This window comes from Chitinophaga qingshengii, assembly GCF_014529935.1.
GTDB lineage: Bacteria > Bacteroidota > Bacteroidia > Chitinophagales > Chitinophagaceae > Chitinophaga > Chitinophaga qingshengii.
In genome coordinates, this window is sequence record NZ_JACVFC010000001.1 from 2,739,301 (window position 1) to 2,753,448 (window position 14,148).

General features: G+C 47.2%; 13 protein-coding genes. 11 read left to right on the top strand and 2 right to left on the bottom strand.

Going from position 1 to position 14,148, the window contains the following annotated elements:
- Window positions 1-17: 17 nt before the first annotated feature.
- Window positions 18-983, top strand: a complete 966-nt coding sequence (locus ICL07_RS10425; protein ID WP_188087842.1) for a polyprenyl synthetase family protein — start codon at window positions 18-20, stop codon at window positions 981-983.
- Window positions 984-1,119: 136 nt separating this feature from the next.
- Complete coding sequence (gene recJ / locus ICL07_RS10430) at window positions 1,120-2,826, top strand: single-stranded-DNA-specific exonuclease RecJ (protein WP_188087843.1); 1,707 nt, start codon at window positions 1,120-1,122, stop codon at window positions 2,824-2,826.
- Between the two features lie 71 nt (window positions 2,827-2,897).
- On the opposite strand, the gene ICL07_RS10435 is transcribed toward recJ, so the two are convergent.
- The gene (locus tag ICL07_RS10435; protein ID WP_188087844.1) at window positions 2,898-3,662 is read right to left on the bottom strand and encodes a carboxylesterase family protein; all 765 of its coding nucleotides are present in this window, start codon (window positions 3,660-3,662) and stop codon (window positions 2,898-2,900) included.
- A 204-nt stretch (window positions 3,663-3,866) separates the two neighbouring features.
- Entirely contained in the window at window positions 3,867-5,699 is a 1,833-nt protein-coding gene (htpG, locus tag ICL07_RS10440) for a molecular chaperone HtpG (RefSeq protein ID WP_188087845.1), read from the bottom strand.
- A 260-nt stretch (window positions 5,700-5,959) separates the two neighbouring features.
- Between htpG and ICL07_RS10445 the strand changes: the two genes are divergently transcribed.
- The 9 genes from ICL07_RS10445 to ICL07_RS10485 all read left to right on the top strand — a co-directional run bounded on the left by ICL07_RS10445 (window position 5,960) and on the right by ICL07_RS10485 (window position 14,098).
- The gene (locus ICL07_RS10445; protein WP_188087846.1) at window positions 5,960-9,241 is read left to right on the top strand and encodes a T9SS-dependent choice-of-anchor J family protein; all 3,282 of its coding nucleotides are present in this window, start codon (window positions 5,960-5,962) and stop codon (window positions 9,239-9,241) included.
- 191 nt (window positions 9,242-9,432) lie between these two features.
- The gene (rpsF, locus tag ICL07_RS10450; protein ID WP_223151800.1) at window positions 9,433-9,783 is read left to right on the top strand and encodes a 30S ribosomal protein S6; all 351 of its coding nucleotides are present in this window, start codon (window positions 9,433-9,435) and stop codon (window positions 9,781-9,783) included.
- 5 nt (window positions 9,784-9,788) lie between these two features.
- Window positions 9,789-10,064 (top strand): 30S ribosomal protein S18, encoded by a 276-nt coding sequence (gene rpsR, locus ICL07_RS10455; RefSeq protein ID WP_078668863.1) that lies wholly within the window; start codon window positions 9,789-9,791, stop codon window positions 10,062-10,064.
- A gap of 6 nt (window positions 10,065-10,070) precedes the next feature.
- Complete coding sequence (gene rplI / locus ICL07_RS10460; RefSeq protein ID WP_078668864.1) at window positions 10,071-10,517, top strand: 50S ribosomal protein L9; 447 nt, start codon at window positions 10,071-10,073, stop codon at window positions 10,515-10,517.
- A gap of 315 nt (window positions 10,518-10,832) precedes the next feature.
- Window positions 10,833-11,243, top strand: a complete 411-nt coding sequence (locus tag ICL07_RS10465) for a hypothetical protein (protein WP_188087847.1) — start codon at window positions 10,833-10,835, stop codon at window positions 11,241-11,243.
- Window positions 11,244-11,327: 84 nt separating this feature from the next.
- Window positions 11,328-12,200 (top strand): RHS repeat domain-containing protein, encoded by an 873-nt coding sequence (locus ICL07_RS10470; protein ID WP_188087848.1) that lies wholly within the window; start codon window positions 11,328-11,330, stop codon window positions 12,198-12,200.
- 34 nt (window positions 12,201-12,234) lie between these two features.
- The gene (locus ICL07_RS10475) at window positions 12,235-12,861 is read left to right on the top strand and encodes a rhomboid family intramembrane serine protease (RefSeq protein ID WP_188087849.1); all 627 of its coding nucleotides are present in this window, start codon (window positions 12,235-12,237) and stop codon (window positions 12,859-12,861) included.
- A gap of 32 nt (window positions 12,862-12,893) precedes the next feature.
- Window positions 12,894-13,643, top strand: coding sequence for a hypothetical protein (locus ICL07_RS10480; protein WP_188087850.1), 750 nt, complete (start codon window positions 12,894-12,896; stop codon window positions 13,641-13,643).
- A gap of 62 nt (window positions 13,644-13,705) precedes the next feature.
- Window positions 13,706-14,098 carry a hypothetical protein gene (locus ICL07_RS10485; protein WP_188087851.1) on the top strand — a complete coding sequence of 131 codons (393 nt, stop codon included), beginning with the start codon at window positions 13,706-13,708 and terminating at the stop codon, window positions 14,096-14,098.
- The last annotated feature ends 50 nt before the right edge of the window (window positions 14,099-14,148 follow it).

The following is a 14,148-nucleotide window of genomic DNA, read 5'->3' on the forward strand; positions in this document are numbered from 1 at the left end:
TCCTTTTTATTTTATACATGGACGATATCAAGCAACTGATAGGTAAGGAATTACAGGATTTTGAAGGCAAATTTGCGGATTCAGTAAAAAGCCACGTGCCATTACTGGACCGGATCATGCATTATATAGTGAAGCGGAAAGGAAAACAGATCCGACCCATGTTCGTACTGTTATCTGCCCGGTTATTCAGCGATCAGATTCAGGAAAGCACCTATCGGGCCGCCGCCCTGGTTGAACTGCTGCATACTGCTACGCTGGTGCATGATGATGTGGTAGATGATGCCAACCAACGCCGGGGACTATTTTCGATCAACGCATTATGGAAAAATAAAATAGCCGTCCTCGTGGGCGACTATTTATTATCTAAAGGACTGCTGCTGTCATTAAATAACAATGACTTCCGGTCTTTACAAATCCTGTCTGAAGCCGTCAAGGAAATGAGTGAAGGGGAACTGCTCCAGATCGAAAAAACCAGGAAACTGAATATAAAGGAAGATATCTATTTTGAAATCATCCGCCGTAAAACAGCCTCCCTTCTGGCCTCTGCCTGCGCCGCCGGCGCATGGAGCGCCAGCAACGACGACCATACCACGGAACAAATGCGCCTGTTCGGCGAAAAAGTAGGCGTCGCCTTCCAGATTAAAGACGATCTGTTTGACTATGGCTCCGCCAAAATTGGGAAACCCACCGGGATCGATATCCGTGAAAAGAAAATGACACTGCCGCTGATATACACCCTGGAACATGCAACTCCGGAAACCCGCCGGAAAATCATCAACATCGTCAAAAATCACAATACGGAAAAAGACCGGGTGGAAGAAGTGATCCAACTGGTAAAAGCTTCCGGCGGTATCGATTACACCAAACAAAAAATGCTGCAATACCGCGACGAAGCACTCGATATCCTGCACAAATTTCCGCAAAACGCTATCCGCGATGGCCTGGAAAAACTGGTGAGATTTACAACCGACCGGACATTTTAGAAGAAAAAATCAAAAATGTAAAATAATAAATGTAAACTGTAGCTGTAATGGCGCTGGCAAACGCCATCAGCCATTACCGGGTGACATTATTATTTTACATTTTTCTTTTAAACGGTTTCTCTTACCTGAAAACATAATGCAAAAACGCTGGACAGTCAAAGCATATCAACCAAATCAGGAAAAAGCGCTTCAATCATCGCTCCGCATACATCCCTTGCTGTGCAGGCTGCTGGTACAGCGCCATGTACATACCTACGAGGCTGCCCGCCAGTTTTTTCGCCCCACGCTCGATGATCTCCACGATCCATGGCTCATGAAGGATATGGATAAAGCCATCTCCCGCATTGAACTGGCATTTTTCCGCCACGAAAAAATATTGATATACGGCGACTATGACGTGGACGGCTGTACCGCCGTTGCTACTGTGTACGCTTTTCTACACAAACTCTACAATAATATTGAATTCTATATCCCTCATCGCTACCGGGAGGGGTATGGCATTTCTAAAGAAGGCATCGCCTATGCCCGTGATAATGACTTCAGCCTGGTGATTGCGCTGGACTGTGGTATCAAATCGGTAGATCTTATCGGCGAAGCCAAGGACATGGGGATTGATTTCATCATCTGCGACCACCACCTGCCCGATGCAGTAGTGCCGCCGGCGGTAGCTATCCTTAATCCGAAACAATACGACTGCCCCTACCCTTACAAGGAACTCAGCGGATGCGGTATCGGCTATAAGCTCATCTGTGCCTTCGCCCAGAAACGGGGCATCCCCATGAGTGAAGCCAATCAATACCTGGATCTGGTAGCCACCAGCATTGCAGCAGACATTGTACCGATGACCGGCGAAAACAGGATACTGGCTTTTCATGGACTGAAAAAAGTCAACAGCAGCCCGCTTCCCGGTATCAAAGCACTGATTACACTCAGTGAACTGAAGGAACAACTGACTATCTCCAACCTGGTATTTGTGATTGCACCCCGCGTCAATGCGGCAGGCCGGATGGATGACGCCCGCAAGGCGGTCAACCTCTTTATCGAAAACGATGAGGAAAAAGCGGCTGCCATCGCAGCGGTGTTGCACGCCGACAACTTTGACCGTAAGGAAATAGATAATACCATTACCCAGGAAGCCGTCAGCCTGCTGCAGAATGATGAAACCGTCGGCCTGCGGAAATCAACGGTACTATACCAGGCGCACTGGCACAAAGGAGTGGTAGGCATTGTCGCCTCCCGGCTTATCGATAAATACTATTACCGTCCTACCATTATTCTTACCCAATCCAATGATGTGGTAGCCGGTTCGGCCAGGTCAGTAACCGGATTTAATGTATACGAAGCGATCCATCAGTGTAAGGACCTCCTGGTCAACTATGGCGGCCACTTTTATGCAGCCGGCATGACCCTTAAACCGGAAAACGTAGCTGCCTTTCAGCAACGTTTTGAAGAGGTGGTTGCCAATAGTATCAGACCCGATCAGCTGGTCCCTGAAATCACGATTGATACGGAAATTTATTTCTCAGATATTACCGCACCATTTTATAATATCCTGAAACAGTTTGAACCACTGGGACCGGATAACCTGCGCCCTGTTTTCCTGGCCAGGAACATCACTGACACAGGCTACTCCCGGTTGGTAAAAGAAGAACATATCAAGTTTTCCGTGAGACAGGGAAGATCCGGCGCAACCCTTTCCGGTATTGGGTTTTACATGGCCGACAAATTCCCGGTTGTCAACAGTAAAAAACCGTTCGATATGGTGTTTAACATTGATGAAAATGAGTGGAACGGACAAACGAACCTACAACTAAAAGTAATTGACATCAGGGCTTCCAATTGAGTAGTGCTGCCGTATAAAATAATAAAGCCCCGGATCAGCACCCGGGGCTTTATTATTTTATACGGTAAAGCTTATTTTTTCTGCGCCAGCAGCCAGGTATATAATTCCGTAGTGCTATAGGCCCGCGTCCAGGCATCGTGGCCACCGGTGGCATATTCCGTGTATTTAACGTTAGGATTGCCGAGTTCCCGCAGCGCATTAATGATATTCCTGGAACCGGCTACCCCTACCCTGGGATCGTCCGCTGAATGGAAGGCCCATACCGGCATGTTCCTGATATTAGCGGCAAGTTTTACGTCTCCATTGCCGGCAATCGGCATGATGGCCGCAAAATGCGCAGGGTATTTCTCTGCCCAGTCCCACGTTTGGATACCACCCATACTGATGCCGGTAAGATAAATTCTGCCCGCATCTATCCGGTATCTGCTAAGTACTACCTTATAAAATGCTTCCAACGCGTCCATATTCCACCAGATAGCCGTGCATTGTGGTACCACCAATATAAACGGTTTCCCTTTCACCATTCTGGGCAATGAACTATTTCGCAGCACACTGATATCCGTCCCCATTTCGCCCTGGCCATGCAAATAAATAACGACCGGCCATTTGGCAGCAGGATCGTTATTGTAGCCATCCGGCAGGTAAAGCAGGTACTGGGTAATATTGGGACCGTTGGTATTGACTGCTTCTACTGTAAAGGTTGCAGGAGCCGGCAGCACAATGGCGGTGTCTTTAGGAGGTTGTTTGGTGGTGTCTTCAGGAGGTGTTGTTGTGGGTGGTGTTACCGGGTCAGGCGTAACTCCTGAGGACTTTGAGCAGGCCAAGAGTCCCAGCATCCCAATGATTAGAATATGGTAAAAAACAACAATCTTTCTTTTTTTCATATAACTGCCATTAATTAAAAGTCCCCCGGCTTAAAAGCCAGGGGACCAGTTCTTATAAGTAAATGCTATTTTTTCTTTAGGTAGTATCTTTCTGCAAAAGAAAAAAGAATTCAGCGAAAAAGAAAGATTGTCTTACATCAACTTATCGTGACTGCGTTACTTTTTCACTCCAGCCATCAGTTCCACGCTCCTGTTCACGAAAGCAGTGAGATCGGCGCCTGTCAGCAGGTTCTGGGACAACAGCGCCAGGTCGGCCAGGTTCTTCACTTGTTTTTCCTGTAAGGAGTTGTCTTTTTCATCCAGGATGTTCAGGTATACCGGGTGATTCGCGTTAACGGTCATGTTGATTTCATCCGGCATAGCAGCATACCAGCTCATACCGCCGCCGCCCATGCTGGCCATATCTTTCATACGGCGCATGAATTCAGGACGGGTAACAATTACCGGCTGCGCTTCTCCGCTCAATCCTTTCAGTTCCACTTTGATGTTAGGCTGGGTAACCTGGGCGGTAAAGATGTCTTTCAGCTTACCTTCCTGATCGGCTGTCAGTACGGTGGTATTATTCTCATCCTTATCAATCAGGTTATCTGCGATATCAGCATCTACGCGGGTAAACTGTACGTTCTCCCATTTCGCTTCAATATTGCTGATGAAAGCAGCATCTACCAGTGTTTCCATTTTCACTACTACAAAACCTTTGTTTTTGGCGGCCTGCACATAGCTGTCCTGTTGTACCGGATTGGTAGCGTACAGGATCACCAGTTTGCCTTCCTTATTGGTTTGCAGTGCTTCTGCTGCCGTTTTATATTCTTCACGGGTGTAGAAAGTGCCACCATCCACGTTTTCCAGTACGAGGAACTTGTTGGCTTTTTCCATGAATTTATCATCGGTCATCATGCCGTATTTCGCAAACAGGCCGATGGACTCCCATTTTTCTTCAAAGCCTTTGCGGTCGTTACGGAACATTTCGTCCAGTTTGTCCGCCACTTTTTTGGTGATGTGGGCATTGATTTTTTTCACGTTCGGATCGCCCTGGAGGTAGCTACGGCTTACGTTCAGCGGGATATCCGGGCTATCGATCACACCATGCAGCAGCATCAGGAATTCCGGAACGATATCTTTCACTTCATCGGTTACATATACCTGGTTGGAATACAGGTTGATTTTATCTTTCTGTATTTCGTAGCTCTTGGTGATTTTCGGGAAATAGAGGATACCGGTGAGGTTAAACGGATAGTCCACATTCAGGTGAATCCAGAACAATGGCGCTTCCGCGAAAGGATATAATTCCTTGTAGAAATTCTGGTAATCTTCGGTAGTCAGTTCGCTGGGCTTTTTCGTCCAGGCGGGCGCCACATTGTTGATCTGCTGACCTTCAAATTTTACCGGTACCGGCAGGAATTTACAGAATTTGGTAAGAATAGAACGGATGCGGCCTTCGTCCAGGAATTCTTCACTTTCTTCGTTGATATGCATCACGATTTCAGTGCCTCTTTCTTCCTTGCTTACTTCTTCCAGTTCGTATTCCGGGCTGCCGTCGCATTCCCAGCGAACTGCCGATGTTCCTTCCTTCCAGGATTTGGTAATGATTTCTACTTCACTGCTCACCATGAAGGAAGAGTAGAAACCAAGGCCAAAATGACCGATGATATTTGTACCGCTTTCCTGGCCTTTATATTTTTTCAGGAACTCTTCCGCACCGGAAAAAGCTACCTGATTAATGTATTTATCCACCTCTTCTGCCGTCATACCCACACCGTGGTCTGCAATGGTGATTGTCTTCTTTTCTTTATCCAGTCTTACTTCGATGTCGATATTGCCTAATTCGCCTTTGAATTCACCAACGCTGGAGAGGGTTTTCAGCTTTTGAGTGGCGTCTACCGCGTTACTAACCAGTTCGCGGATAAAAATCTCATGGTCTGAGTAGAGGAATTTTTTGATAATGGGGAAAATGTTCTCCGTTTGAACACGTATTGCTCCTTTTTGCATTGATTTTCTGTTTTTTTCTGCTGACTTTTTTCAAACGATATGCCAGCCCGCTGTTAGCTGACAAGATGTCAACATCGTATCATATTTAACCGGATATACAAGAGCAATTGTAACAGGAATAACAGTATTCAATAAATAAATAATATTACAAATCCCCCCTAAATTAACATTTAAATCATATAAAAACAGTGACAGGCAAAAGCAATTTAGTAGATTTAATCGACCAAAATACTGAATCAGCCCCCTTAAAACTGTAGTCTATGAGAAGACCTCTACGCTGTTTTTTTATCTTATTGAGCATCCTTTACAGCGACCGTCTGCCGGCGCAAAGTCAGCCACAGCCGCGATCACTGCCTTACGAAGAAAATTTTGACGCCTTATCCGCTTCCGCCACAGCGTACCCTGACGGATGGCAGGGCTGGACGCTCAGCGGCTCTCCCGGCGGCAGCTTTAATACTGCCACCCCTTCGGCAGATAAAGCACTGACGCCCAACGGCAGCGCTTCCGGTACCGCCAACGGCGTATATAACTACAGCGGCAAACTGGGATTCCTGAACAGCGGATCGGCAGACAATGCGCTGGTACTGGCTGTTAATACCAGCGGACAGGTAAACATCACCGTGAGTTATGATGCCATGACTATCAGGAATCCGTACGATGGAAGCGCCAACACCCGTATCAACGAAATGGGATTACAATATCGTATAGGCGATACCGGTAGTTTCACAAATGTGGCTGGCACAGCGTATCAGAACAATACGGTTACACAGACAGGATCGGGTATTACGCAGCCACAGCAACCATTGCCGGTGAGCATTACTTTACCTGCGGCCTGTAACAATCAGCCATTGGTACAACTACGGTGGGTCAACCGCCAGATCAGCGGCTCAGGCTCCAGGCCCTCCTTTGCAGTAGACAATATCCTGGTGAAGGGAGCAGGCAGCGATGTCACACCGCCCGTCATCAACAGCCTGATACCGGCCAATCAGTCGGTGGATGTATCGCCTGCTACTCCCTTGCAGCTCATCTTCAATGAAAACATTGCCGCCAATCAGGGCAATCTTTATCTACATAATAATGGCCGTACAGATACATTCCCTATCACGCATCCGGCACTGCGCATCAGCAACAATCAGCTGACGCTGAACAAAGTGCTGCGTCCTTACCATCACTATTATATCACCATCGACAGCGCCCTGGTGAAAGATTTGTCCGGCAACGCCTTTGCCGGCATCAGCGATAGTACCCAATGGTATTTCACTACCGGCGCCCAGCAACTGAACATTGATTTCAATACCTGTACGCCAACAGGCAGCACGGCGCTGAGCGGTGGTTTTACCCAATACAGCGTACAGGGCGCGCAGACATGGGCCTGCACCACCTTCGGACAAAATAACAGTAACGCCGTTCAGATCAATGGTTTCAGTGGCGGCGCCCAGGACAACGAAGACTGGCTGATATCGCCGGCCTTTGACCTGAGCAGTTTCCAGGTGCCTTTACTGCATTTCAGCAGTCGTACCGCCTTTACCGGTCCGGCCCTCGAGCTGAAGGTATCTACAGACTACAGTGGCAGCGGTGATCCCCGCCATGCCACCTGGCATACGCTGAATGGCCGTTTCCCTGCCGCCGGCAGCGATGTGTGGAACAACAGCGAAAGCATTAACCTCTCTGGTTATAAAGCGGAAAACGTATACATCGCTTTTATCTACACATCATCCCCTGCTTTGCAGGCTGCCCGCTGGACTATCGACGATTTTAGTCTGAAAGATACCACCGCCGCACCTGCCCCGACACTCAGCAGCAGTCCCGCTGCGCTGGACTTTGACTACATCAGGTCCGGACAACAATCGGCCCCGCAGGCTATCCGTTACTGGGCCAACGATTTCACCGGCGACCTGCAAATCAGTGTCCCCACAGGCTTCCGGGTGTCCGGCGACAGCAGTACTTTCAGCAACCAGCTGACTATCCCGCTTGCCACCCTCCAGGCAGGACCACAGCAGTTGTGGGTGAAGTTTGTACCCACAGCGGCCAATACCGCGTTTATTGGCAACGTGGCGTTTAAAGCGCCCGGCTTCACGGACAACCATATCCGGTTGACCGGTACTTCCCTGCGTTCGCTCAAAGTGGTGAACTGGAATATTGAATGGTTTGGCAGTCCGGTACAGAACCCTGCCAATGACAGTCTGCAGCAGGCTAACGTGACCCGCATACTGCAATACCTGGATGCTGATATTTTTGCCCTGGCAGAAGTAGTGGACACCGCCCGTTTCCGTGCCGTTGTTAGTCAGCTGCCCGGCTACAGCTATACCCTGGCGGATTTCGGTTCCTATGCAGATAGTATTGCTGATGTGGATTATGCCCTGGCACAGAAGCTCGCCTTTGTTTATAAGACGTCCGTGATCCGTAAAATCCGTACCTATGGCGTATTACGCCAGGGAGGCAGCAGCACGGCTTATTACAACTGGTCGTCCGGCCGTTTCCCTTACCTGATGGAAGCTACCGCCCAACTGGACAACGATTCTGCCCGGATTCATTTTGTACTGCTGCATGCCAAGGCCAATACAGGCACCAAAGCAGAAAAGCTGGTTTCCTGGGACCGCCGGAAAAACGGTCTTAAAGAGCTGAAAGACACGCTGGATGCACAGTATCCTTATAAGAACCTGGTTATGCTGGGAGATTTTAATGATGATTTGTCCCGCACCATTACTACTGAGCGGGCGCCGGATACGACTACCTCTTATATCGATTTTATGCTGGATACCCTGCATTATAAACCGTTGACCTTACCGTTGAGCCTTGCCGGGGAACGATCCACCGCCAGTTTTTCCAGTGTCATTGATAATGTGATCGGGTCAGACGAAACCGGGGTAGCGTATCTGCCAGGGTCCGCGCGGGTATTGCAGCAGGTGCAGCAACTGGTGAACAGTTATAGCAGTACCACCACTGATCACTACCCTGTATTGAGTCGTTATGACCTCCGGGTGCTGGCGCATCCGTTGCCGCTGGAGGGTTTCGATGCCGGGGTTGATGGCGGCAAAGTGTTGCTGAGCTGGAATACCCCTTATGAGATCAATGCCGGCTCTTTTGTGATAGAGCGGTCGCGCAACCTGATTCATTTTTCACCGGTGGATACCGTTGCCGCGCATGGAACCAGTGGAGCCGCCAACACGTACCGTTGGTATGATGATACCCCCTGGCCGGGCATCGCCAAATACCGGCTCCGGTACCTGGGCCTGGATGGCAGCGTTCAATACAGTGAGGTAAAAACGGTGTTATTGACCGGTAAGGATTTGTGGCAGCGGTTGTGGTGGTGCCTCCTGGGACATCAGTTGCAATACAGGATTGACTGGAATAAGATAGGGCCGGCGGTGATACAGCTGATAGATTTACAGGGAAGAGTCCGGCATGAAACGCTGACAACACTGGTGAAGGGCCAGAATTCCGGATCATTGGATATCAGTCAGTTGCCCGCTGGTGTTTATTTCCTGCGGGTACAGTCCGGTTTGGAGGTACAGGTAAGCAAAGTGGTCGTTCATCAATAATAATATAGCTGACAGCCTGGGGCTTGGGCCCCGGGCTGTTCATTTATACTGATTTACAGCACCTTACACATTAAAAACCAGAAAAGGCAACATATTTAGGGATTTAACACATTCGGGGCGCGGAAATTATCAATAGTTCTTTATCTTTGCACTCCAATTTTTTTTATTTAAAACCATTTAAACAGGGAATTATGAACTACGAATTGATGGTGATCTTTACCCCTGTGCTTTCTGAAGACGACTACAAAGCGGCTCAGAAAAAATTCGCTGATCTCATTAAAGAGAACGGCGGAGAAATAACGCACGAAAATCCCTGGGGATTAAGATCACTGGCGTATCCTATCCGGAAAAAGACTACAGGTATGTATCTGGTTCTGGAATACAATGCGCCATCCGACCTCAATGAGAAGCTGAAAATCCAGCTGAACCGTGATGAAAATGTATTGCGCCACATGGTAACTGCACTTGACAAGCATGCTGTTGAGTACAACAACCGCAAAAGACATGGTGTAAATGCAGAATCTAAAACCACTGAAGCTTAATTATTATGGCAGTTAAACCAAAAAAACAAGAAATTAAGTACTTAACAGCCGTAAAAACCGAGAAACGTCAGAAGAAATACTGCCGTTTCAAGAAAATGGGCATCAGGTACGTAGATTACAAAGACGGTGAGTTTTTGAAGAAATTTTTGAACGACCAGGGTAAAATGCTGCCCCGCCGTATCACAGGTAACTCCCTGAAATTTCAGCGTAAAGTAGCCCAGGCTATTAAGAAAGCTCGTCAAATGGCTTTATTGCCTTATGTTACTGACCTTTTAAAGTAAGAAGTTATGCAAATTATCTTAATACAAGACGTAGATAACCTGGGTCAGAAGAATGAACTGGTTAACGTAAAGAATGGTTACGCCAGGAACTTCCTGATTCCGCAGAAATTTGCGGTAGAAGCAAGTCCTTCTAACATGAAGCAACTGCAGGAACGCCTGAAAGTGCAGAAAGTGAAAGAAGAGAAACTGCTGGCTGAAATCGCGAAAGTGGTGGAAGTGCTGAAAGCTTCTCCTGTTAAAATCGGCGCTAAAACCGGTACTTCCGGTAAAATCTTCGGTAGCGTTACTGGTGTTCAGATTGCCCGTGCGATCAAAGAACAGAAAGGTTACGAAATCGACCGTCGCCGCATCCACATCCTGGATGATGTAAAAGAATTAGGTACTTACAAAGCACGCCTGGATTTCGGTAAAGGCAACGAAACCGAAATGGAGTTTGAAGTAGTGGCTGAGTAGTCTTTTTCCGGATAACCGGAATAAAATATTTCCCGGACTGGTGACAGTCCGGGATTTTTTTTGCGGTGTTTAGAAGTCATTAACAAATGAGAAAGTCAGAAGTACTATTTTTATAGTCAATCTATCATGTTAATGCAGCCCAAAAAGTCAACCTCCGAGTCTAAAATCGTTTCTATCCTCAAAAAAGTCATCGAGGACAAAAAACTGATTCATGATTACATTACGAATGGTCGTGATTTATCTGAACTAACAACCGGAGGCATTAAGTTTGTTCAACCACTGTAATCTCTCTCAATAACAATATAAATACCCACTATGAAAAAGATTGTACTTGGCGCCATTGTACTTTTTGTTTTTAGCCTTTCTGTTGTAGTAACCAACATGAGCTGTAAAAAAGAAGCGATGGCTGAAGGCCCCGGATTCCCGCAGCCACTCAACAAATTCCTTTTTACGAAAGACTTTCGCGGAAAATCGTCAGAAATCTGGATATCAGGTAATGACGGCAGCGGACAAACGAAAATAAATATCACGCTGCCGGCAGGACAACTGATTGCTCCTCAGGCGCGGCTCACCGCAGACGGTAAAGGAGTGCTATTTGTAACAATGGATGATGCCGAAAATACCACTGGTATCTATTTCTGTTTACTCGACGGCACAGGATTGAAAAAAGTGGCAGATAGCCCGGGTGTTGACAATTCTGCACTTACCCTGCAAGGGGCCTATTAAGGCCCCAACAACCCCATCCATACCCCCCCCAAAAAACTCAAATCTTATTAGTATTTTCATACATCATTTATTGCCGCCATTTGTATGATAAAATACCTCTACTGTTTGCTGATACCCGTGCTGTTTACCGCCTGCAGCACCCACCGGGCTAAAAAAGCGCCTGTACGCCTGACTTCCATCGCCATTCAGGGGGATACGATCCCTCAGTATGCCTTTCAGTATGATACCGCCGGGCACCTCATCAAACTGGTAAGGTATTATACCGATCAGGATACCAATGTAACCACCTTCACCTATGACGCCACCCACCGGCTTACCGGAATGGAATCTGCAGACGAAAGTCATCAACAAAAAACAGTGGTACAAAAAGCGACCGTAAGCGCCTGGGACGCCCTGGGCAATATTACCGAAGTACATTATTATGCGCCCGACAATACCCCGCTGCGCACTGCCCGTCTCACCTGGAAAAATGGTATGCCCACCGCATTGAAATATATCGACTCTTCGCAGGCAATGAGCTGGAACTATGCCAACGGCAACCCGGACTGGAAAAACATCTGTCACGATACCGTTACCGGAAAACATCAGGATACCAGCTTGTATGTACGCTCCGCCCAATACGAATGGGATGATACCATTAACCCATTACGACCACTGGCCAACCAGCTGGTATTGGGTCCTGGCCTGGCATCTATATTATCGCCCACTCCCCTGCCAGACCTGGCGACATTCCTGCTGCCCGTGAGTACCAACAACCCTACCCTGATCAAAGTGGACGAACAACAGACATCTATTTATAAGAACACTTCCCAACAATATCGTCGTAATACTACCGTACAATTTTTCTACGCCTACAAAAACGGGTATCCGCAACGGGCGCGGGTACACCTGCATACGGCGGGATACACCAAACTGGACTCCGATACCCAGGTCGACCTGGATTACCACTATCAGTAAACCTATTCGGGGAATTATCCGTAACTTTTAACAGATGGATAAACGTACCCGATTCAAACAAATGCCTGTCACCCTGCTGCTGATAGCCGCCAATCTGCTGGTGTATCTGCTCACAGTCATGGCCGGCATGGATCTCTGGTGGGGTAACGGAGAACGGCTATTACACTGGGGTGGTAATTACTGGCAATTAACAGTAGGCCATAGCCAATACTGGAGATTATTCACCAGTATGTTCCTGCATGCAGGCTGGTGGCATTTGTTGACCAACATGCTGGGATTATTCATTGCCGGCGTTTTCCTGGAACCGGTGATTCGCCCCTTCCGCTTTATCCTCGCCTATCTGATTACCGGCCTGATTTCCGATTATGCCAGCATCTGGTTTCATCGCAACATGGTAGGTGTAGGCGCTTCCGGCGCAATTTTCGGCATTTATGGCGTGTTTATGGCCCTGCTAACCACCCGTCTCTTTCCTGCCGCTGCCCGCCATAATTTCCTGGGTTATATCAGCCTGTTTATACTATTAAACCTGTTGATGGCCGGCTTCTCACAAGACATCGATAATGCTGCGCACCTGACAGGATTTCTCAGCGGAATGCTGATGGGATATGCTTTCTATTTCACCTTGAATAAGGCCGATGGCCTGCGCTTACCACACAGATAATTACCTACATTTGTATTCTTAAATTCCGTACTATGATAAAAAATATCCTATGGTTGCTGTTGTTTGTTCCCCTGGTATATGCCTGTAATAATAGTGGCAAACAGACTGGCACCGATAGCACACAAACAACACACGACACTACTGCCCCGGAAACGCCTGTCACTGTTACACACGACTATATAGACACCATCCAGGTCGGCAACAAAAAGTTCCTGGTATCCTTTATTGATAAAGCTACCTATGATCAATACCCGGCTTATCAGCCATCGGGTGATACGTCAGAAAGAAACGCCCTTGCTAAAAACCCGGGTGTAAAACGTGTAGGCGAACAACTGGAATTCAGCCTGGGCAACGGCGCCCAGAAAATACGCGCCAATAATGGAGAAGACGACGATGACTTTGTTCGCTATAGCTATGCAGGCTACTATCCGGACCTGCATCGTCATGGTATGTTTATCGGCTATTATGAAGCCGATGGATTTGAACTGCTCAATCCTGATAATGGAGATACACTAAATACCTGGACAGCTCCGATCATCTCCCCTGATAAAAAATATTTTATATGCCCTAACATGGACATAGAAGCTGGTTTTAATCCCAATGGTTTTCAGCTGTTTGAAATCGACAACAAGAATATACGACTGGTTGGTCAGGCAGAACTTACCAAATATGGTATAGACCAGGTTAAATGGATTGATAATAAAACGTTTATCGCCATTTACCAGACAGATGAAGATATTATGCACAACCGTAGCCGGTATGTAAAACTGGTGATGCAGTAAGGTGGCGATGTTACGGCTATTTAGTATATTTAATAACCGTAACCAAAATCGATCTTCTGCGTATGAAAAAACTATTCACCACCCTGATGTTGGCAGTCGTTGTTTGCTGCACTGTAAACGCCACTGCCAACTTTCTTTCTTTTCAGGCCCCCACCATGAATGTTGAAGGAACGGCGAATTCTATTGTCTCCAAACTGGATAAATCCCTTTTTCTCACAGAACAACAAAAGCCCAAACTACTCACTATCGTTACTTCTTATCTGCAACAGAAAATAAATATTCAGTCGTTGCAACAAAACAATCAAAACGCGTATAAAACGAAACTCAACAGTATGCAGAACGGGTTGCAGCATAAACTGAAACCATTGCTGACACTCACCCAGTACACCGAATTTATGGGATTAAAACCCAAGACATTTGATGAAACGAATGTTTTGTCACAATTGTATTACTGATACCGAATGTACATATACAAAAGGGCCGTCAATATACGTTGACGGCCCTT